The sequence below is a fragment of the Lacrimispora sp. 38-1 genome (assembly GCF_049890855.1).
Taxonomy (GTDB): Bacteria; Bacillota; Clostridia; order Lachnospirales; family Lachnospiraceae; genus Lacrimispora.
In genome coordinates this window covers 1-21,018 of the sequence record NZ_JBANEW010000072.1, presented here as the reverse complement: position 1 = coordinate 21,018, position 21,018 = coordinate 1, and the positions used below count along the sequence as shown (strand labels likewise).

The 21,018-nt window shown below is 43.6% G+C and carries 28 protein-coding genes; 1 reads left to right on the top strand and 27 read right to left on the bottom strand.

Features of this window, described 5'->3' with window-relative positions; translation table 11 throughout:
• Positions 1-222 precede the first annotated feature (222 nt).
• The 24 genes from V7D18_RS20985 to V7D18_RS20870 all read right to left on the bottom strand — a co-directional run bounded on the left by V7D18_RS20985 (position 223) and on the right by V7D18_RS20870 (position 17,761).
• Positions 223-1,065 carry an N-acetylmuramoyl-L-alanine amidase gene (locus V7D18_RS20985; RefSeq protein ID WP_426157177.1) on the bottom strand — a complete coding sequence of 281 codons (843 nt, stop codon included), beginning with the start codon at positions 1,063-1,065 and terminating at the stop codon, positions 223-225.
• An 86-nt stretch (positions 1,066-1,151) separates the two neighbouring features.
• On the bottom strand, positions 1,152-1,571 hold the full coding sequence (locus V7D18_RS20980; protein WP_288825479.1) for a phage holin family protein: 420 nt from the start codon (positions 1,569-1,571) through the stop codon (positions 1,152-1,154).
• An 11-nt stretch (positions 1,572-1,582) separates the two neighbouring features.
• Positions 1,583-1,723 carry an XkdX family protein gene (locus V7D18_RS20975; protein WP_426157175.1) on the bottom strand — a complete coding sequence of 47 codons (141 nt, stop codon included), beginning with the start codon at positions 1,721-1,723 and terminating at the stop codon, positions 1,583-1,585.
• A gap of 2 nt (positions 1,724-1,725) precedes the next feature.
• Positions 1,726-2,121: a hypothetical protein gene (locus V7D18_RS20970; RefSeq protein WP_426157174.1), complete on the bottom strand. Its 396-nt coding sequence runs from the start codon at positions 2,119-2,121 to the stop codon at positions 1,726-1,728.
• A gap of 11 nt (positions 2,122-2,132) precedes the next feature.
• Positions 2,133-2,957, bottom strand: coding sequence for a hypothetical protein (locus V7D18_RS20965; protein ID WP_426157173.1), 825 nt, complete (start codon positions 2,955-2,957; stop codon positions 2,133-2,135).
• Positions 2,958-2,960: 3 nt separating this feature from the next.
• Complete coding sequence (locus V7D18_RS20960; protein WP_426157171.1) at positions 2,961-3,404, bottom strand: hypothetical protein; 444 nt, start codon at positions 3,402-3,404, stop codon at positions 2,961-2,963.
• The gene (locus tag V7D18_RS20955) at positions 3,405-3,803 is read right to left on the bottom strand and encodes a hypothetical protein (RefSeq protein ID WP_426157169.1); all 399 of its coding nucleotides are present in this window, start codon (positions 3,801-3,803) and stop codon (positions 3,405-3,407) included.
• Entirely contained in the window at positions 3,781-6,024 is a 2,244-nt protein-coding gene (locus tag V7D18_RS20950) for a hypothetical protein (protein WP_426157167.1), read from the bottom strand. Before V7D18_RS20950 ends, V7D18_RS20955 begins: the two co-directional genes overlap by 23 nt.
• Positions 6,024-6,401 (bottom strand): hypothetical protein, encoded by a 378-nt coding sequence (locus V7D18_RS20945; protein WP_426157165.1) that lies wholly within the window; start codon positions 6,399-6,401, stop codon positions 6,024-6,026. Before V7D18_RS20945 ends, V7D18_RS20950 begins: the two co-directional genes overlap by 1 nt.
• Before the next feature lie 15 nt (positions 6,402-6,416).
• The gene (locus V7D18_RS20940; protein ID WP_426157163.1) at positions 6,417-9,617 is read right to left on the bottom strand and encodes a phage tail protein; all 3,201 of its coding nucleotides are present in this window, start codon (positions 9,615-9,617) and stop codon (positions 6,417-6,419) included.
• Between the two features lie 14 nt (positions 9,618-9,631).
• Positions 9,632-9,928 (bottom strand): Gp15 family bacteriophage protein, encoded by a 297-nt coding sequence (locus V7D18_RS20935; protein ID WP_426157161.1) that lies wholly within the window; start codon positions 9,926-9,928, stop codon positions 9,632-9,634.
• 31 nt (positions 9,929-9,959) lie between these two features.
• The gene (locus tag V7D18_RS20930; protein ID WP_426157159.1) at positions 9,960-10,256 is read right to left on the bottom strand and encodes a hypothetical protein; all 297 of its coding nucleotides are present in this window, start codon (positions 10,254-10,256) and stop codon (positions 9,960-9,962) included.
• A 103-nt stretch (positions 10,257-10,359) separates the two neighbouring features.
• Positions 10,360-10,800: a phage tail tube protein gene (locus V7D18_RS20925; RefSeq protein WP_426157157.1), complete on the bottom strand. Its 441-nt coding sequence runs from the start codon at positions 10,798-10,800 to the stop codon at positions 10,360-10,362.
• 5 nt (positions 10,801-10,805) lie between these two features.
• Positions 10,806-11,213 carry a phage tail terminator protein gene (locus V7D18_RS20920; RefSeq protein WP_426157155.1) on the bottom strand — a complete coding sequence of 136 codons (408 nt, stop codon included), beginning with the start codon at positions 11,211-11,213 and terminating at the stop codon, positions 10,806-10,808.
• The gene (locus tag V7D18_RS20915) at positions 11,213-11,593 is read right to left on the bottom strand and encodes a hypothetical protein (RefSeq protein ID WP_426157154.1); all 381 of its coding nucleotides are present in this window, start codon (positions 11,591-11,593) and stop codon (positions 11,213-11,215) included. Before V7D18_RS20915 ends, V7D18_RS20920 begins: the two co-directional genes overlap by 1 nt.
• On the bottom strand, positions 11,593-11,931 hold the full coding sequence (locus V7D18_RS20910) for a hypothetical protein (RefSeq protein WP_426157153.1): 339 nt from the start codon (positions 11,929-11,931) through the stop codon (positions 11,593-11,595). Before V7D18_RS20910 ends, V7D18_RS20915 begins: the two co-directional genes overlap by 1 nt.
• Positions 11,932-11,938: 7 nt before the next feature.
• Positions 11,939-12,325 (bottom strand): hypothetical protein, encoded by a 387-nt coding sequence (locus V7D18_RS20905; protein ID WP_426157151.1) that lies wholly within the window; start codon positions 12,323-12,325, stop codon positions 11,939-11,941.
• Between the two features lies 1 nt (position 12,326).
• On the bottom strand, positions 12,327-12,653 hold the full coding sequence (locus V7D18_RS20900) for a hypothetical protein (RefSeq protein ID WP_426157149.1): 327 nt from the start codon (positions 12,651-12,653) through the stop codon (positions 12,327-12,329).
• A 17-nt stretch (positions 12,654-12,670) separates the two neighbouring features.
• Entirely contained in the window at positions 12,671-13,555 is an 885-nt protein-coding gene (locus tag V7D18_RS20895) for a capsid protein (RefSeq protein ID WP_426157147.1), read from the bottom strand.
• A gap of 18 nt (positions 13,556-13,573) precedes the next feature.
• Entirely contained in the window at positions 13,574-14,203 is a 630-nt protein-coding gene (locus V7D18_RS20890; RefSeq protein ID WP_426157146.1) for a hypothetical protein, read from the bottom strand.
• Positions 14,204-14,439: 236 nt separating this feature from the next.
• Positions 14,440-14,679, bottom strand: a complete 240-nt coding sequence (locus V7D18_RS20885) for a hypothetical protein (protein WP_426157144.1) — start codon at positions 14,677-14,679, stop codon at positions 14,440-14,442.
• The gene (locus tag V7D18_RS20880) at positions 14,676-16,046 is read right to left on the bottom strand and encodes a phage minor capsid protein (protein WP_426157142.1); all 1,371 of its coding nucleotides are present in this window, start codon (positions 16,044-16,046) and stop codon (positions 14,676-14,678) included. Before V7D18_RS20880 ends, V7D18_RS20885 begins: the two co-directional genes overlap by 4 nt.
• Before the next feature lie 4 nt (positions 16,047-16,050).
• Complete coding sequence (locus tag V7D18_RS20875; protein ID WP_426157140.1) at positions 16,051-16,275, bottom strand: hypothetical protein; 225 nt, start codon at positions 16,273-16,275, stop codon at positions 16,051-16,053.
• Complete coding sequence (locus tag V7D18_RS20870) at positions 16,211-17,761, bottom strand: capsid protein (protein ID WP_426157138.1); 1,551 nt, start codon at positions 17,759-17,761, stop codon at positions 16,211-16,213. Before V7D18_RS20870 ends, V7D18_RS20875 begins: the two co-directional genes overlap by 65 nt.
• 97 nt (positions 17,762-17,858) lie before the next feature.
• On the opposite strand from V7D18_RS20870, the gene V7D18_RS20865 reads away from it, so the two are divergent.
• Positions 17,859-18,248 carry a DUF2513 domain-containing protein gene (locus V7D18_RS20865; protein ID WP_426157136.1) on the top strand — a complete coding sequence of 130 codons (390 nt, stop codon included), beginning with the start codon at positions 17,859-17,861 and terminating at the stop codon, positions 18,246-18,248.
• Positions 18,249-18,380: 132 nt separating this feature from the next.
• On the opposite strand, the gene V7D18_RS20860 is transcribed toward V7D18_RS20865, so the two are convergent.
• The 3 genes from V7D18_RS20860 to V7D18_RS20850 form a co-directional block, all read right to left on the bottom strand.
• A complete protein-coding gene (locus V7D18_RS20860) occupies positions 18,381-19,643 on the bottom strand; it encodes a terminase (protein WP_426157134.1) in 1,263 nt (420 codons plus the stop codon).
• Between the two features lie 120 nt (positions 19,644-19,763).
• Positions 19,764-20,390 (bottom strand): HNH endonuclease, encoded by a 627-nt coding sequence (locus V7D18_RS20855; protein WP_426157132.1) that lies wholly within the window; start codon positions 20,388-20,390, stop codon positions 19,764-19,766.
• 29 nt (positions 20,391-20,419) lie between these two features.
• A complete protein-coding gene (locus V7D18_RS20850; protein WP_426157130.1) occupies positions 20,420-20,947 on the bottom strand; it encodes a terminase small subunit in 528 nt (175 codons plus the stop codon).
• Positions 20,948-21,018 lie beyond the last annotated feature (71 nt).

Sequence of the window (21,018 nt, the reverse complement as noted above, 5' to 3'; positions counted from 1 at the left end):
TAAAGAAGATAGTGGAAATATCAGTATATACCGGGATTCCTTATAAATACGAGGTTTCCCGGTGTTTTTACTTTTCGTGAAATGTATGTGTTTTTCTTGTCGTGTTGCACTTTTTCTGGACTATGCAACACAAAATGCAACATGAAAATAGTATGTGCATTTATATAGAAGAAATTATATTCTAAAGGCGGACCGGAATACCAGATACCCGCTTCTTTGTCCTCAACCCACTACCCCCGGATACTGCAGCGCCCCATCCTGATCTGGCGTGAGCGTCACCGGCTCGGTGATCATCTTTCCGTCAGCGTCTACCGCATAGATCTTTCCGGAATTCTCCACAAGCTGAGAGGTACACATAGCCCCGTCCGGTCCCAGGTAATACCATGCACTGTTATACTGGTACCATGTATTAGTGACCATGATCCCGGCGGCATTGAACCAGTACCACTTGCCATCGACCTGAACCCAGTCATTACGAACCGGAAGACCGGTATCACCGTTGTAATACATCCAGCCATCGGCAACCTGTACCCAGCCGGATGATTTCTTGACCTCTGTTCCCATAAAAGCAGCTTTGAATGCTTCCCATGTATGGTCGGTGTGATTATAGACATAAGGGTTCGGACAGATCTTCCCGGTCACGTCATAGTGCCGGATCACATGATCTGCAGGTATGTTATACTTGGCCATGAGCTCCTTGGTCAATTCAATGGCTGCCTGCACCGTGGCGTCCTCGAAATACCAGTCCCGACTTGTATCTGCCAAAGAACCTTTATTCCGGACGCACAGTTCAATTCCTATACTATTAGCATTTCGGCATTCAGGATGCACATATTTCTTTGCTCCACAGTGCCAAGCGATATTCTTGTCCTCTACTGACTGCCAGATCTCACCGGAGAAACCAACATAATAGTGGGCGCTGGCACCAACATACTGTGAAGCATAGTATTTGCAATTTGCTTCCGCACCGCCCAGTGCTCCGACATAATGGATCACCAGATACTTGATACGGTCCACGGTACCGCTATTGTGGTTATAAAGTGTAAGCAATTTATTGATCTGCATATTTTTCCTCCAATCGAAAAAGGACCCAGGATAATCCCAGGTCCATAAAGTTGTGACATTACAACCGTTGCGACGGTCGCAACAGATTATTCAGTTACTTCTGCTTTCTTCTTTAACACATCGATTGCCTTTGAAAGAACTGCAGGAAGTGGCAGTCCCATAAGCCCGGCATTTTCCACGATGGAGATTAGCTCATTTGCCATGAAACCGATAATCACAGCGTCCCTTATGTAGTTTGTCCCAATAGCCAGATCTAGGCGATATGCGATCAGGACGAAAAGGAGCGTCATACACTTGCGGCACAATCCTTTAAAGCCAGCTTTTGATTCCAGAGCTCCAGTTTCCGTTTTTGTACTCTTTTTAAATATCCCGGCCACTGCCAGTCCGGAAAGAAAATCAATGGACATAAAAAGGACCAGGGTACCAATACCGGTATCCCAGCCACCAAATAAAGATGCTATAAAACTTCCTACTACTCCCGCTACTGTACATAATGTATTTTTCATTTTCATTTTCCTCACGCTTTCTCATATTTTTTTCCGGTGATCTCCTGGTACTCAGTCGCTGTGATCCAACGGTCTACTGCATTACGTGTCATACCTGGAGTCCATAAACCGGCATTATAAAACTGTTTTACCTTATCATAGTTTTTACTCATGATCACACCTCCTCCGCTATGCCGGACATCATCTGCATGTAAGCTACCTGGGCGCTTAATTCCTGAACCTGCTTTTGCGAATCTTCATACTGCTTTTGAATAAGCATTAGGGTCTGATAGGGAACAAAAGGATGACAAGAGAAACCATGTGTAATCTTATTCCCATGTTCGTCGACTTTATAGAGAATTTCCCCAGTATTTTCATCTCTCTGATTGCTCCCATCTTCATTAAACAACATTTCATACAGGGGTTCATATTTATATCCATGAATGCATGCGTCACATAGATCTCCAAAAAGATCAGTTCTTGTTTGTGCTGTTTCGAAGACGTGTTTGTAACCTTCTACTCCATTGTCTAATCCAAGTACTTCGTACTGGTCGTTTACATATATTTTCATTTCGTCCTCCTTTAAGCTAGCCAGATTCTGTAAGCAGCGCCTTCCATATATTCGAAGACAAGTCTTAATCCGGCGACAACTTGCTGTGCCGAAAGATCAAAACCATAAGCATAATTACCAGAACCAAAATTAGTCAGATCCAAAAAACCAATTTGAAGATATGAGTCGGTTCCAGTCTGTTTATACAGTCTAAGCCCTTTTATTGTTCCAGCTCCATAATTGCCATAACCCTGTATGTTTAGCCATTTGAATCCTGCTAAATTTATATTATAACCTGTATGTAAGTGTACATTATGACTCATAATGGAGATTTGTCCGGAATCGAACGCACAAGAACCAGACATGACATACCATTGACTTATATTATTACCTCTCAAATATAAATCTGTGGCTGTAGGAACATATCCTTCAAAAGTACCAACAAGACCTCCCATACTAACGCCCTTTTTTATATTACCAGCATTGAAATTGGGTATATTCCCCTGAATCCAGTTCACACCGTTTAAATAGTGTGCATTCCTGACTCCCAGGCAGGCTACTCCCTCCCAACATGAAATATTCGTGGCCCATGCTCGATCAGTACCAGAAACATCAGCACCTTGAATGGGAATGTTTTGTGTAACCTTTCCTGATCCATTATGATACCCTTCAGGTATGGTATATGTGCCATTAACTCCTAAGACCTGACTCACCGCGCCTCGATTCGGCATAGTTCCAGTTAATGGTTCACCGTTTTTATCTACGATTACTTTTCCGGACAGCACATCAGGCTTCCCTGCGGTCACTACATCAAGGTCAGTACCTCCGCCACCTTTTAAAACAATACATTCTGCCATACTTTACACCCCCTTCATTTGAATCTGAAAGTCTACTGCTGGCTTTTTCTTGTAGCAATAGACTGTAATATTCCCGTTACCAGAAACCGCACGGTTTACACAGTCATAAGCTTTGTTTTGCAGATCTAAGTCAACTACTGTGATTCCGTCTGGTAGGTACAAGCTCACAGTAGGTCTGTCAGTCTCAGTCAGACCCGAAACGTTTACAGTCTGAGTATAGGGAACCGAACTGCTCCAACCCGCAGCAGTTAATGTTACCTCCGTTACATGGTTGATCTGGTTGATTGCCTTGTTTGTTACATTAATATCATTGGCCCCAAACTTATCACCCTTCTGGGTGTAAGTTGTTTCGTCCGGGAGGCTGTAAGTTCCGTCCTCATTTGGGATCAGGCGGTACCGGCGCTGGCCATCATACATGGCATCCTTATAATCTGTTTTTAGTTCCATTTAAAAAGTACCTCCATTCAATGTAAATGATAGCGTTCTCCTGCCGTTATATCGGCTTTGTATATTGCTGTAAATCAACCGGCAAGCTTCTTCAATCCGGTTCAGTTCCTTCCAGTCAATAAAGGGCTGATTATCATAAAAGGTTTGGCGGTCACCCACTTTAAAGGGGCAAGTTCCTGCACAGATATGGTCCACATTAGCCTCAAACCGGTTGATCTCATCCGCATAGAAACCATAGTCCTGATAGGTCTTATCAGATCCCATTTCCTCAAACTCAAAATCCGGCCAAAGTTGAAGTGCCTGTGACCGGATTTCATTTATGTTTCCTTTTATGCGGTTGTAGTCCTCTATATTAAAGAAGTCACTTTCCTTCCAGTTAGTCTTTGGCAGCTGCCACATTGCTCATGTCCCTCCTTGCCTTTATGGTGCCGCTTAAGGCTCCATTAAACTTTAAAGTATGCTCGTATACCCGCAGAAGAAGATCTGGAACATATTTGTTCTCCAGAAATGCGATATCATTCGCATCAATCCTGGGCTCTCCACGATACTGAAGATCATACTGTCGATCTGATTTTAGATAGTCACCAATCCAGTCCGCAATATTGGCGGCATGGACTGCATCTGATATCAGAGGATTTTCCCATATTTCCATACTGCCGGTTGGATTAAGCTGCCTGCTTATTTTAGTTTTAACAGTTGTGCACTCCCGACCTGATACAGATACCTCAACGGTCCCCGTAACCCCTGTAATTTCTACCGTGGCAAAATAATTGCTGCTATCTATAATAGTTGCCAACTGCCCCTCTCCTGATAATGTAAGCGTGCAGGACAGATCATACGATGGATTGGTAAAGTAAAAGGTATACCGGTTTTCTGCAGCAGTTACCACAATCGTTTCTTTCGCCAGTTCCTTTTTCTCTCCTACCTGATTGTAAAGCGTTCTGATTACCTGCAGCTCCCTGACCTTGGCAAGCTGCGTTCCCTTTGGAGTTTTGGTCAATTCATGACCATACTCAAAAACATAGTCGGTCCTGTCCCCAAAAGTGATATTATTTAAGACTATCCGGTTATTCGGATATCCTTTAGTAAATTCCAACATCAGCCTGTCAAACTCCTCAAATTCATGGTTAATGACCGATATTGCAGTCAGATCTGTTACGGTGTAATCTTCCACCAGTTCCCCATCACGGTAGGCGTGAAAGACCATTTCCAAAGGATTATTATTGCCAAACTCCATTGTCAAACCGAAATATTTGAAAGAGGCTTCCAGAACAATTTCTACAGTTGGATTAACTGCAAAGAATCCATCACTTCCCGCCACTGCCTCTGAGACATATCCGGCATTTAGATAGACCGCACCTTCTTCCTTCCTTGGCAGAAAATACTGTGTAGGGGTTACGCTTGTATAGTTTTGTGTCGTCATTGCGTACTGCTTCTTAGGCGATTTATCCAGGACGGATCCTGCATGACTGAAATAAGTCTCATTATTTGAACTGGCTTCCATAGCCGGAATGAAGCTGGATTTTAGAAAGATATTCCCCTCTCTGTCCTGATAGAGAATACACCGGCCAGCATTGGCAATCAGCTGCAGGGCTTCCTTGTGTGTGACAACCGGCATCGGGTTTACCACTTTCACAGACTTTAAATAGCTGTCAATCCAGTAGGTTCGGTTATCAATTCCGGCATCAGAAAGCACATCAAGTGCCAGATCATACAGGCTGATACCTTCCGGGCGATACAAACCTTTATGATAAGTTCCGTCCATGTAGTCGAACCTGTCAGAAGCAGAAAAAGTCATTTCTTCATCGTCTGCGGACCATTCCTTTAATCGTACCTTTGCTCCCGACAACCACTCCACGGATCCATCATCAAGCTCCTGTCCATATAGGACCGTTATGTCCTGGCCAATCTCTAAGAAGTTTACGGAGTTTTCTTCATTCTCAATATCAAATGCTCTGTCTTTATTATTCACGGACAGATTAAAGTCGATGGTCGGTAGCTCCTCCATGATAGGGCTGATATGCTCCTTTTTCGTGGCAGACAGGATCCGCTGATTATCAAAATAGATCCCAATACCCATAGTAATCTTATGGATCCGGAACCGGCTCTGACCGTTTACCATTCGGGATGGCGTAAAGCGCAGGAATGTTGCTCCTGCAAAAATTTCCTCTGTTACAAAATGCCCTGCACCATTCCCGGTGATCTCCACAGTGTTATTATCCGATTCTATAATGAAATCTACCGGAAAGGCTTTCCCAAATTCTATGGTCAAACCCTTAATATCGTGCTGGACTGGGAGCCGGATTTCCACCGGTCCCATAAGTTCCTTTGACACAATCCCTTGGTTTAATACCACATCCGCCCTAGTTCTTGGAAGAAAGTACATGCTGCCATCTACCGGCGTATAATCCTGATCGCAGGTAGCATAGAGCTCCTGGACTTCATAATTATCTAAAGGCATTTTAAAACTGCTGTAATAGGTATAGTTTTCTTTGTCCGGGACATAAGCGCTGGCTTGGGCTTGCTGGTTGATCAGACCTATAGTTACGCGGATATATGAAAACGGATTCTTGTATATTCGACGCATTAAGTCTTTGTATTGTTGGCTTGCTGGCTGCACTACTCAATCACCCCACAATCAATGACGTTCACCTTGCAGTCCATATAACGCGTAGGGAGCCCGTCTTTGTCAAATTCAATCGGTGTGGCCGTCCGGTTTCCCGGGTACATTCGGATTGTCATCATGCGGTTATGTACCATATCCGGGATCCTTGCCGTCACCACAAATTTATCAAACTCCTGCAGCATGGCTGCCCAAGTGACAGCGTCTAAAAACTTCCATTGTAGGTTCTCAAACTTATATTGATCTCTTCCTACTCTCTGGCCTATAAACTCCCCCAGGGCATTTTTTCCGTCACTTACATTCGTTGCCACCACCAGATTCCCGCCAATGTCGGGAGACGGAAACTCCCTGCCATTGATTGTTATTACTGCCATGCAGCACCGCCTCCTTTATGTTGTTCTCATTGAAAAACCGCTTCTCTTATCCAGATCGGCAAGTTTGCTTTTAATCTCTCGGATATCAATATTTACAGTCAGATCCATTGCTTCGATCAGCTCTATGATCTTGCGCAGTAATTCCACCATAAGGGACAGATAATGATCGGACATAGATTCTGTTGGCATAGACATAACCTGACTTGCCATATTTTGAACCTGATCCGCTGTTCCTGCACTGCTTCCTGTAGTTCCGATCAGAGACAGCTGTGGGGTGGCATTGTTCACAATAGCGCTTATGCTGGAGGTTAATGGAGCAATGGCAGATCTCATGCCGTACTGCACTGCTCTTGTAATCCCTTCTGTGATCTGCATGTTATTGGCAACGGCTGCTTTACCGCCCCAGTTACCAACCATTTCAGGATTGCCGTTTTCATTGGCAACAAACAGACTGCCGGAAGTGGGGAATCCTCCGGTTGCATGACCTTTCACTCCTGGACCGCTGTTTACATGACCTTTCGTACTACCCGGGCCAGAGGAGTCTTTTTCTTCCTTCTCTTCTGCATCATCTTTGGCTTTATTGATTAAATTCTTTGCTCCATCAATAACCGTATTAAATGCTTTTCCCACCTCACCAGCAATATCACCTAACCAACTGGTGATATCTTTCCAGACTTCCTGCATTCCACTCAAGAAATTATTCATCATATTTTTTCCGATCTGAGTCATTTCATCAAGCTTAAACACATCTTTGATTTTCTGCCAGATCTGATCAAACCATTCCTTGATGGCATTCCATTTTTCCTCAATCGTTTGCTTTACACTGTCCCAGATCTCTGACAATTTATCTCTTATGGCTTCGGAAACTTTTGTGACAGTGTCCTGCATTAAAGTCCAGGTATTTGAGAGAGACGTTTTAATTAAATTCCATCTAAGTTCCCATTCAGATTTTATTGTATCAAGAACAGTTTTAATAATAGATGCAATGGCATTTATAACAAGGGACAGCGCATCCTTCATCGAATCCCAGGTACCACTAAAGAATGTTTTTATTCCTTCCCATGCCAGATTCCAGTCACCGGTGAAAACTCCAATTATGAAATCCATAAGACCACTTAAAGCTGTTAATATATCTCCTACAACTGTACTTACACCTTCAAAGAACCGAAAGAATCCATCTATCACATTCTGGATAAACTCTGCAATAATAGGAGCCGCCGCTTCCATGAACCAAAGAATAAAGGGCTTTAACACATTTTCCCAAAGCACAGTGATTGCATCTGCCACTTTACCCGCAAATTCCATGAATTTATCAATCAGAGGGGACAAGTATTCCTCACGAAACGATTGGAACTGTACGGACAGATCTGTAATGATCGGAAGGAAGTATGTATTGTAAAGTTCTAAGAACTTTATTGCTATTTCTGTAAAACCCTGCTTAAACGAATCCAGCATTGGCTTTATATGATCGTCATAGGTTTCATTTATTTTAGTAAATGCTTCATCAACAATTGATTTTATTTCAGAGAAAATAGGCTCTACTGCAGAAAATGTATCTTCAAGAGTCTGTTTAATAAGATCCCTGTTCTGGATAAATGGAGCTGTGATCAAGTCCAGAACATCTCTTCCCAGTTTTCCGGCCAGCTCCGTCACACCCATAAAAGCACTTGAAAAGACACCTATAATATCCGCTGTGATCTGCTTTGCACTATCACTGCGAAAAGCTGAGAAAATAGTTGCAAACGCCACATTGAAATTACCTACAATGTCGGTGATCTCCGCGCCGATATCAAACATGGATACCAGATAATCCTTAATTCGTTGGCTATTCTGTTCTAAGAACTTATTAATTCCACCCAGTAGATTATCTGCAAGCGTTGCCCCTATAGAAGCCATGCTGCCTGCAGCTTTTCCCAGATTTACCGCTATCCGGTTTCCAAATTCCTCAGCAGAAGATAAGACCGCTGGATCCGTAAATATCCCTTTGAGGCTCTGTCCAATACCTTGTATGGATTTCTGAATGTTGTCAATGACTGACGTATCTCCAAATCCGATACTAAAACCAGTCTTAAATAGATCTTTCAGTTCTCGCGCTCTGTCAATTAAAGCCTGGTACTTGTTACCGGCTTCCTCAACTCCAGAAGTATCCACTGCTCCCATATCAAACTCATCCGCAGCATAACCGGCAGCCCCTCCGGCACCACCAGAGCTGTCAGAACCAGTATCCGGACTTATAACATTCAATTCATCTATACCGGTGGACATACCCTTAATATCCTTGGCTGCTTTCTTTGCAGCCCCACCGGTTCCGCCTATTGCTCCAGAGGCACTATCAGCCGCATTGGTAACAGCTTCCATACCAGAAACAGCTGCAGCCGATGCCCCACTGGAACCTTTCTTTCCGGTTATCAGTTCCGTAAATGATTTAAAGGCGTTGGCCAGACTCATCAGCTTCCCGATAATAGTGTTAATTACCTTTATCACGGGAGTAAGTACATTGATAAGCCCCTGGCCGATGGTGGCTTTTAATGAATCGAACTGAAGTTTTAATACCCGGACCTGATTAGCCCAGCTGTCACTTGTACGGGTAAAATCTCCGGTAGCAAGGGCCAGCTGATCTTGTACGAACTTATATCGCAACGCCACCTTTTCCGCCTCTGACATTTTAGCCGTCACTTTGCCGTAACCATTAGCAAGGGCATAGCTGTCAAGGGCATTCTGAGTCATTACGATACCCAGGTCTTTTAGCGTCTCAGTTTCACCTGTGAATACAGATTTTAGTTTCGTATAGGCTTCGTCCTGTGAAAGGTTGTAAAAGGATGCCACATCTCCGGCCAGACCGGTCAGGGTAGTGGACATATCATAAGCAGCACTTTCAGAGAATCCGAAAGCCTTCGCCATTGCTCCAAACGTACCCGTGAACTTCTTAGCCATAGTCTCTGATAATCCAAAGGACGTTATGGCATTCTTGGCAAACTGGTCGATCTGCTTATTCATGTTAGGAAAGGTTACGTCAACAACGTTCTGCACCTCAGCAAGGTCAGACCCCAGTTTTACGCACTGAGCTCCAAAGTCAACTATTTTCTTAACAGCAAAAGCGGCCGCCAGTGCTGCTCCTGCCTTTTTGGCCAGTCCTTGAATACCAGCCATCTGCCTGTTAAAATTATTTTGATTGACTACAAGATCAAGCCCGATCTGCCCTACACTTTCAGCCATTGTTCACTCACCTCCTATCTGCACAAGTCTGCAAACATCTTTTCCAGCGCTTTCATTTCCTGTTCATAAGTAGCTGGTGGCATTGTTTCTGCCTTCCGATTCCTCCAGGCATTGTATATGCGCTTTTGATCCTTGTTGAAATTCTTAATCACATTCTTATCTGTCTCTGCTCGGATTGCCACAACTCGCCCCAGAGGAGTTTCAGGATCAATTCCGGCTAACAGGGATTTAAACTCATCCCAGCTAACCGATTCAAATTCTTTTGTCCGTATTCTCAACCCGTACTGCGTTAGAAAGCTGGATACAATCAAGTCCCAGTCCTCAAATAAATCGTAGTACGGGTCACTGCTCTCCCTGGCTGCTATTCTCCCCTGTAATTAACCCAACCGCTTCCTGAACCACCACGATCAGATCATTGAAATTAAGCCCCAGTTTTTCAATTTCCTTTTTCGACTTTTCAGGAAACATCATGTCATAGGTTGTTAAAATTTCATTCATGCCGGGATCATCACTCATTAATGCCATAACCTTTAACATAGTAGGGGCGTCTGCATTTACTTCCAGCTTCTTCCCTTTAATCATCAAAGAGGGGTTTCCCTCAAATGTAAGTTTCTCTGTAATATCAATTACTCTCGCCATTTCTTCAATCTCCTTTCAAAAAGAGCCAGGTCTTATTCTTCTGGCTCTACGTCTGCTTCTTTATTTTCTACTGGTTCTTCCGGTTCCGCGGGCGGCGCAGGATCTACGCTCCCGCCGGGGTAAAATTTGGCTTACCCTTGCACTTTACCTCAAACTCCAGAGCATCAACCGCCGTACTATCTCCACCTGCAGGAGTAGTTACATTAATGATTGCATCAAAAGACACCTTTGCACCGGATGGCATTTCCCACTCAAACGGTGCTACCACATCATTACCAGATTTCCATGCAAGACCGGCAACATAATCATTTCCCGGATCTCCATAAGTACGTTTCCCTTGGAAGGAGAATGATAGTTTTTTACTGGTCATCATAGCGTCACCCCAGCCTTCATGCTCCATGGCGTTCCACTCTTCAACACCGCCTTCAATACTTGGAGCAAAGTTGGTCAGATTTGCAATCATGGTCATTGCAGTTTTAAGACCGTTTAAGCCTACTTTAAATTTATTATTATTTACCGGATATACTTTAGCAGTACCGTCCATATATCTTACCTGTTCCTTTCATAAATAAAATCCAGCCAGATCACATATTCATATACCCCGCCATCATCTGTCCCTACGTCCTGCGGTTCAGGAACCATCAGGCGCAGGTAATTAATAGGGGTATCTCCTATAGTAAGGCTGGTTACACTTCTTAGTTTCTCAAATAAATCATAGGCTGCTCTTTCTGTCTCGTCCTTGCTTTTATTCCAATGGAGCAGAAGAGAAACCGGCTTTGTATCGTAAGTGGTGCATTCCAGTCCACCAATTGCAATATTGGGGCTGCCACTTACTTGCCGGCTGTAAACAACAATGGACTTCTGCTTTTTATTATCCAGCTTTCCAATATAGACATTATCATCTGCAGTAATGTTCAGGCTGGATATATACTGGCGTACATCTTTTAAAGACAGCATCACACGCCACCTACTTTCTTATAAAATTTCTTATACGCATTGGGGGCAAAATCCGCTTTGCTCCCCCCTGGCTCCCAATCCTCATACCAATGCCCCTTTGCGTTGGGATTCTCGTCAGTCTGAAAATTATATTCAGGATGAAAGTACAAACGCCTTGCATAAGGGGTACTGGTCACAAGTTGAACTTTTCCTTTGGAGGAATCAGAATAATCAGCAAAGAAACTTTCCCCTTGAAGATTACCGGTATCAAATGGCATGACCTGTGCCTGGACAACCTCCGTGTGCAACGCTTCGGCGGTCATTTCAAGGGCTGTTACCGCAGCCTGTGTCAGCTGACGGATCCGTGGCATATTCATTTTAACGGTTGATTTCACCTGCATCAGATTACCTCCAAAGTACAAAAATTAACGGTACCATCCGGATTCCGGTTCTTGCTTCCTTGTTCGATCCGTCTCTCTTCCCCAAATATAGTAACGGTACCTCCGCTTAAGGTTGGGAAGTCTGGAGCGATATCACCAGGGAACATAGCCGTACCGGTTATCTGGATCAGCTTCTTTTCTGCCGTGAGAATGGTTTTTGCCCGGTCCTGAAAATTGCACTTTAAATCCAGATCAGCCTTGTATTTTGGTTCTCCCAGGTTGTTAGTTTCCTCACTTTCAAGGTGAACGTGAATATCTGTCTTACACAGCCGTTTTGGCACTAAACACGGGTATTTCATAATAGGATCACCTCGCTAACCGGCAACACAGGCCCGTCTGAGATAGTAGAGCGTACACATCACGCATCATTGCAATGCCTTTATCAGTAAACACATTCCATGAATTACCGAAAGTAACCGATACTCCATTAAGACTGTAATTGGATAGAATCGTGCTGATCTCGTCAGCATTCTCATGCTCAAAGTCCGCCTGAAGACATACCACTTCCCGAATAACTTCCTGTTGAAACTCGGCCAAATTAGAAAATCCCCGGCCCACAATACGGTTGTAGGTCAGGGAGTCAATATGACGGCTAGCTTGTCGGAGCGTTCTTTCCAGTTCATCTTCCGGTACCGTGCTGCCTTTATAGGTTTCTTTGTAATAATCCGGCGTTACATAGGGTACATAAGGCATATTACTCACCGCCTTCCGGCTTAAACTCCTTGATCTTTTTTACGATTCCGGATATGGTAGCTGTCTTTCCCAGATCAACACCATTTTCATTCGCAAACGCTTTCAGAATATCAATTACCTCCTGATCGTCCGCAATTTCTCCACCATTTGCTTTCAGCTCTTCCAGTTCCTCTTTCACAGCCATATAATCACCGTATGGTACAGTCTTGCCTCTGCCATAAACAATTACGTTCCCATCATCATCTTTAATGTCAAAGCCCTGGTCCTGATAAGCTTTCTGCTGACTTTCGTCAATGGTATATTCTTTATTTCCTTTTACTGCTTTCATTTACCAATACCTCCCTATTATGCTGTGATATTCATTGCACAGCCTTCTACTTTCTTTTCAAGTAAGAACAAATCTCCGTAATTGCGGTTCTGGTACAGGTATCCATCTGCGGTCCTGCTATCTGTGCCTGGTGTAAACAGCTTAATATAGCTGTATTTATCCCTTGCTACTACACAAGAATTATGAATCAGGATCCAGTTAATTTGCTTGGCATCGGTTGCCGCAACACAGCCATTTGTGAAATCATACTTAGTTTTCATTCTGGCAGCCGGTACCATCTTAATCGTAACATCATCAAGTGAATGTACTTTCCGGTTAATGGTTGAAGGAGTAGTAATGGTCATCATTCGCTGAATCCCGTCTGCCTCTTTAACGATCTTTCGCATATTGGGAGTCACATAAAGAATTCTCCCCTCTTCCGGTACCCCTGCTTCGTCCATGATAGCCATTTCCGTATCAAATGCTTCCAGAAAGTTGGCTGCTGAAATTACTGTAGTGTCAATACGTCCGGTATACGCAGTAAGTTCTGCGTGAAGTTTTGAGAATCGGTAAGAATCCTTTTCCGGAATTGCCTGTTCCGTTTCAAAAGTATTCTGAATATTCGCCACGGATAAAGTAAGGTTTGTTTCATCGATATCCATTGGATCCACGAAGAATTCAATATCGCGATCATGTTCCAGTTTCTTCGGTTCCCAATCATTGGTAAGGGTTCCAGCATTAAAACCGGGACTTCTAGTATGATCTTTATACCCGGATACGGTCATTCTGGGTAACTTAATTGTCTGAGCATTGATAAATTTCACCTGCTGATTGCTCTGAGTGAGTGCATCAGAGCAAAGTTCCTTTGCATATTTCTGCTGAAGTAAATCAGTGAAGGTTGTTGCATATTCATAAACTGCCATGTGTTATTCCTCTCTTTCTTATAATCCGAATGCCTTCTTTAAAGCATCGTCTGTTGCCGCCTGTTGCTGGCCGGTACCGCTTGCCCCTACCTGTACAAACCCAGTGGTCTGGCCTGTCTGCGGTTTTAATGCTGGTACATCTTCCAGCACTTTGTTTAAGGCGTTTTTCATAGTTTCATCATTGATCTTTCCGTCCTGTCCCATGACCTGACTTAAATCAGCCATTTTAAGAACATATGGGATTGTCTTTGCGTCAATACCAAGACTGATTGCTGACATAGTCGCTGCATTTTCAACCATAGCCTGCTTTGCTGCCGCCTGAGCCTGTGCAAGCTGTGTCTGCATAGCGCTTACGTCTGGTTGGGAAGCTGCTTTCTGCTGCTTAAATGTTGCAATCGCCTGATTCATTTCTTCCTGGCTGAGTCCCTGCTGTTTAAAATAGCCTTTCAGGACGCTGTCTTCCGTTGCGGTCTGCTTTCCCGCTACCAGCTGGGCAATTTTATCATAGTCAATAGCCGGAGCTGCTGTCTGTGTCGTCTGTTGGGCTGCTCCAGTCTGTTGGGTCTGACCTGATCCCGTGGCAGCTCCACCAGATCCCCCTTGCCCTCCTTCAGCTTCATACATTGGTGTTAATCTTCCAAATCTCATTTCATAGTCTCCTTTCACAGTTGAATGGTGTCTCCATATCACAGTTTTTCATGTGCTGTCTGCACTTTAACAGTTGGTAACAGTGTGTCTCACCGTAGTTTTGAGCCTTCGGGCATAAAAATAAGACGCAAAACCCTGCGCCTCAAAGGGAGATAACTGGATCACCGCCTTTCCGTTGCGATATCGCAACTTTTGAATATAAAAATACCACCGGCCATTTTACTGACTGATGGTATTTAAACAACATTGATATTTATATTTTCTGCCAAATCATTAAGTGATTTCCCACTGTAAAATTTATCTTTCATGACATCATCTATACTATCATACACTTTGGTATTATCGCCATGCCATGCTTGAAAAGAAGGAACATAATTACTAACCTCCGATGTCACCCCTGAATCAATACCGTTGTAAGAAAACACGATATCATTACAGCAAGCAGCAATTATTTGTTTTACATCGTCTTTTTTCATAAAATATCACTATTCTCCTTTCTCTCCGATTCCGTTAGCTCGCGAGTAGTCTTATTCCGTAGCTTTTGTTCATCGTCCCAGTCATAATCATGAGCATGTTCTCCATTCTCACCGTACGGGTGATTTTTAGGATTTCCATGGTTCGTTGTGTGTATATCTTTGTCTTTCAATCCATCGTCACCATAAATGGATCTAACATCAACCTTGCCACTTTTATCTACATGGTCTATAACAGAACCAGGATTTGCAAGTTTAGGCGTTCCTGTGTGACCACTAACTACTTTTTCTGCTTTTATTATACCAGAATTAAAGTTTTTTACAACAGCTTCCCATTCCTTTTTTCGAGTCGAATATTTTTCCTGATTGTCTGCGCTCAGTGAATATTCCGCAAGCCTGCCATACTTCTCAGCCTGCCTCTGAGCATATTTCTGCTCTTGTTCCTGCTTATAAGTTTTCTCGATAGATTTCAGTTCTTCTCTGGTCCAAGTATCATCTGCTGTGGAGATCCCAGGAAAATATGTACTGTGACTATCCTTGCACCTTGGGTGATAAAGACCCCTGGCAATGGCTGCGCTCATAAGGGGATACGGTCCATCAGAAGCCTTTCCTCCGCTCCACACATCATCGATCAGGACTTTTCCTACAAAGGGAAGACACTTGGGGCAGGGGTTTCCACGCTTACCCACTATAACGGTACTAATTCCCCATTCCTGACGTTTCTCCCCTTCTCCCTGCAAATAGGCACGCTTACTGGCTGTCCGGATTGCCATGTCCGCATAATCTGACAGAGCATGGCGAGCGCCATTCTTATACTCCACGCAGTTAAGCCCACGGGAAAGCATATCCTTGGTAGCCATATCCACTGCTTTTTCATAAGTACCGGCTCCAGAGTTGGCATACACATGAGCATTAAAAATAGCCTTACGATACTGGTCATTTGCCATTCGCAAGACTGCTGTTTCTGCTTTCTGCATATCGTTACTGGTCGCTTTAACCAGCGCTTCCAGTTTCCGGGTATTCAGTTTGAAAAACTCTGCCTGCATAGCTGCCGAAGTGAGCTTATAGCTTTTGAATCCATTCTTAATAGCCCGAAGGATCTGCTCCTCCTGTTTCATGCCTCCCTGTTGTCTGGCCTGCCAGATAAGCTCCCCGATCTGGGCGTTTATGCTTTTAAACTGCTTGCTGTACTTTTTCTGGTTTTGAAGCTTATATTTTTCCAGAGCCTTAAGCTGTTCTGTTTGCCACATGGACCAGTCATAGCCCTCTTTAAGTTCCTCGGCTCTATGGCGGTCCATATTCCGGATCATGGAAGCAATGAGTTCCTGTTCGATCGCTTCAAAAGCCCCGGAGATATCATATTCGTTCATGTGATCACCTGCCGTTTGCTAAAACCTTAAAACCACGCTTTTTATATTCCTGCGTCTTTTTCTTTAGTTGGGTGATACTGCTGCATTTTTCTATGAGCATTTGTGCCTGACCATCCTTTTCAACAGCATATATTCCAAATGGCACTTCAGGCTTTGCTACTTCATCAAGAAACTTCTGGTACCCTATCTGACCCATTTTGTATGATTTGTTCCCGATTTGAACTATCATCTACATTCACCCCCTCCGTATTTAGCCCCGGTTCCTCTGTTTCCATGATACCAAGCTCAGCCTTTAACCGGCTAACCTCTTCGGCTTTCCATTTATCATCTTTGCTGTCTCCCCACATTTCTTCCACCTGCGCATCAATACTCATGACCGGTGATCCTGGTCGGGCTTTCGATAGGGTCTCCACCTGACTTTCAAAGGACGGATTCGCATACTCTCCGAAAGGTATCTCTACTTTTACTTCTTCCACCGGCTGTTTAAGTAGAATGTGATACGCATTGATACACGCTGACACAATATCCGGAAGAGTCTCCTGTAAAGCTTCTACAACCGCATTTCTGGTGTAAAGGGTTGCCTTTTCTTTCTCCCTCTGCGCTTCGGCATTATCCAGCTTCTTTACATCGATACCAAGAGTACTGGGAGAAATGATCCCCTGCAGACAGAGGTCCAGAGCGGTCACATAACTGGCAAGGTAGCTTTCATGGGGTATAGTCGGCTGTTCTGTATTGATAACATTCTTCCCGTTCTCCCCCATATCATCATCACCAGCTATAAAACGGTTATCAAATGGACTGGGTCTCATCGATTCACCTGTTTCTGGATTCCTTGGTATATATGACTCAGGTATAAATGTTCTAGCCCTACCCGCTCGAAGTGCGTCCATCCATTGACTCCATACCTCGTCAAAAGCATCGAAATTGTCTAACTTCCCATCAAAGATAGACCCTCCACGGCCTTTCCACTTTGTGCTCTCATACACTTTTAGCGGAACAGCCAGAATAACGGACTTGTCAAATCCCCAGTCTTTTATATCCTTCGTAGATTCAATAGTTTTAATATCTACCAATGCTTCTCCCAGGTACAACTCATTTCTTATGTATCCCTTGCCATAATGCTCATATAACACATACTGCTGTCTGTGATCCATATAAGGTGTTTTGAATACCACTTCTTTAAGGCGGCCATGTTCTTCTATGACCTCGATCCGTTCCCCTGGATACCATTCCAAAATTGGATACTGACTTAAATCGGTGTTGATTGTTACTTTGTAAGCCCCATCACCGATATACAAAACTTCTTTCAGGGACCTTTCCAGAGCCTTCCGGAACTTATTTTCCTTCTCGATCTCTTTCCATAACCCCTTCTGCGCCGGCACTACAAATTCAAAATCATTCATATCTGACAAGACTATACTGGAAAGAATCCTGACGATCAGACCGGGCAGACCAGTATGTATCTTTCTCATTTCCATTCCGGGTGTGCACTTAGAAGCCCAGAATTTATGCTTATCTGCGTACTCATTCACGCTATGATAGAGCTGTTCCAGTTCGTTGCTGTCACCACGGTACCAGATACGGTTACGAATCGCATTCAGTTCATAGTCTATCGTTTCCTGAATCTGTATCGTATAGGGACTGGAAGGCTGGATCTGAAGCCAGCTGCGAATTCCCCGCTTTATATTGTCACCCAATGCTGTTACCCACCTCATTTCTTGCCTCCTTAATTGCTATTTTCTTCCATTTCTCCTATACTGTAAGTACAAGCTCCTGCCAGAGCCGAGTAAGAGAGAAAGGAGAAATTGTAATATGAAACTTAATCCTGAGTGCATAAGAGATATCTTATTTGATATTGAATCAGAAACATCTTTTGGCAAGCCATTTGAATATGAGCCGACAAGAGAAAAAATAACTGAACGTCTTGGAAAATATGAACCCGAAGAAGTTTTTTATCACATAAAGCAATGTGAATTAAATGGTTATCTATACAATGTCTCTTGGTATATGGATCCCAGTTGCATGGTAATTGACTTAATGCCAAAAGCTCACTCTTTCCTGTCAGATATTCGTGAAGATTCCAATTGGACTAAAACTAAAGAAATTTCTAAAAAAGTCGGCTCGACCTCTTTAAATGCATTAGCCGAAATAGCAACTGGTGTCATTTCTTCTCTAATTCAGAGACAGCTTGGGTTACAGTGACCTCTAGTGTAATTTTCAACTCCGCTGGCTGTCCGGCGGAGTGCTTTAATTGATACTCTTTTACACAATCCAACTTTTTACCATCAAGGAAAATGCTTTCCTTAGAATCCATTGTCAATTTATGCATTCTTCTCACCTCCCTGTGATTTCATTTTCTTCAAATCCTATCAAGTTCCTGTAGGGAATCCACCCATACTGACTGGCATTGATCGTATGATCATTACGGTCTTCCGGTTCGTCCTTGTCTTCTTTCCAAGAATACCGGTCCAGTTCCCCCATATGCTCTGCGCAGGTATCAACAACCAGATAACAGCCCTGTGTGATCCAGCCCAGCATGAAGTTAATACGGTCTATAATCTCCACTTTCTTGTAAGAGTCATGGAAGTTATACAGGCAGCCTTTAAGCCGCTTATACTTTTTAAGTTCCGTGATCGTTGCCTGATCTGCGCAGTCTATAAATACATCTTTTGCAAGACCCCACTCCTTCCGGTTCCTTTCCAGAAAGTCCATGAACTTGATTACTGTGTCTGATGGAGCTAACGGCACGGAAAGGTCAGCGTTACTATACACCTTCTCATCAAGAACGATCACCTTCCGATCCATGGTGATTAGCTGATAAATCATTGCAATGGTGTCCGGGCTTTTACTAGAATAAGAGGTATCCAAGGCAGCTGAAAATTTCTTAACCTTTATCTTTCCGGACTCGATCTGCTGTTTCACCCAGGCCTTGTTGACCACATGCTTTTTCCGGTCAAAGTTCGGGAAGATCAGGCCGGTTGCCTTGCCTCGTAAGCCCTGGATCTTGTTCTTCCAGATCTTCGTACCCTTCGGAGTATTTCGGATAATGTTTTCCAGCTTCTCCTTTGACAGACCTAAATTATGGGTAAAAGAAAAGAACCAATGCACCCAGCCGGGCTTTGGTTCCTCTCGTAATTCTTCCAGTATTTCTTTCGGTGTCTCTTCCTGCCATTCAGGAAGCGGACGGGAGCAGTTAATATACTCTTTGTAGACCGACAGGTTCGGATCATCAGGGTTAAGCGTCCCCATCAGGTAATCGCACCGCATGGCCGACTCTCTCACAAACTCAATATCAGCGGTATTGATCTCGTCAATGTAAAGGCAGCCGTACTGACCGCCCAGGGCCTTCTGCCACTTCTTTTTGTCGCCATATCCCAAAACATAGATAACTTTATCCCCACCAGAAGTGTGAAAAAGAATGTGTGGAATCTTATCATCTTTGGTACCATTGCCGTTGTATTCAGTCAGGATTCCGAAATCATCTGTAATCCCCAGATCCTTATTGATGATGTTCTTCTCAGCGGTTCCGGTATCCTTTGCAGCTATGATGTGCAGCTTTTTGGGGCTCTCCGCAACCTTAAGCATGAACTTAAACAAACCGACCGTCGTTTTACCCGCAGCCGTTGTTAGGTTCCCTCAAGGAATTCAACTGGCGCATTGCACTGTAAGAAAGCTTTGTATTTGTCAGACAGCAATAATCTTTCAGAACTCATGAGGCTAAACCACCCCCTCATAAGTCCAAGTGAAACCATAGGCACTATTACATCTTCCCCTGGCGCATCGACTAATTAATCTATCTTTATACTTAATTTCTCCAAACAAAAAGCGGGCAGCCTCATAACAGTTTTGGAACCTGTTAATTATCTGTCCGCTTTTAGAATCTATTTGCAACACCGGCTTTGTTAAACCTACTTCAGCATTAATTCTTTGCATCTTCTTTCGATATTCACTTGTTTGGTGAGCTCGCCGACTTGATTCATAGGATAGCCTACTCATAGAAGCATAATCGGGATTCATTAACCCGTGCTTTATGGCGTGCTCTATATTTTCCTTAGGAGTGCACCACTCCAAATTACTTAAAGCATTATTACATTTGTTGCCATCAAGGTGATTCACATATTCTTTTCCTGGTATTGCAGGTAGAAACGCTTCCGCCACCAACCTATGAACAGCTTGTGTTTTTGGCTTTTCATATGGGACATTTCCTTTTCGCAGATTTACACGTATATATCCATTGGTAGCCTTTCTCTGGCTTAGAATTTGTCCAGTAATATTATTTATTACTATTCCATCATTGCTTACCGAATATCTTCCAAAGCCTCTTATCTCTCTAAATTCTCTCATAGATGTTATCCTCCATCTTTCATTGCTCATTATCCATCACCACCACGCATTTGCTTGATCAGATCGTCAAGCTTGGTCTTCTCTGTTTCAAGGGTGCCAGATACTTCCAGCTTATCCTTAAACATACCCAAGTGCCGCCCGATCAGCTCCAGAGCCTTCCCTTTATCGTTCAGCTTAATCTCAATACCGTTTGCTCCTTCCTTGATTCCGGCAATAGCTCCCATCTTATCCCTTGGCATTTCATCTGTGGGTTTTACCTCAACCACCCTAAGAATTCCTTTGTTTTCAATCGTTACGAAGTCAGTGACATCCGCAAAGCCGATCTTTGCCAGCTCCTTTAAAACCATGTCCTGGGTGATCTCAGTGCGCTTTTCCCGGTCTTTCATGCGCTTCTGGATATAATCCTCAACCTTAACATTTCTTAACAATCTGGCTCCTGCAGCTGAGGCTGTTTCATCGTTCTTGACCTTGGGATAAGCCACCTTGTAAGCTCTGGTAGCATTAAGATCAATCAGGTACTCATCTGCAAATATTTTCTGTTTAGCTGTTAATGCCATCAGTCTCACCTCACCTTCCAATCTGGCTAATTTTTATATTAAAAAAGAGACGGGATTGGCCGCCTCTGTGG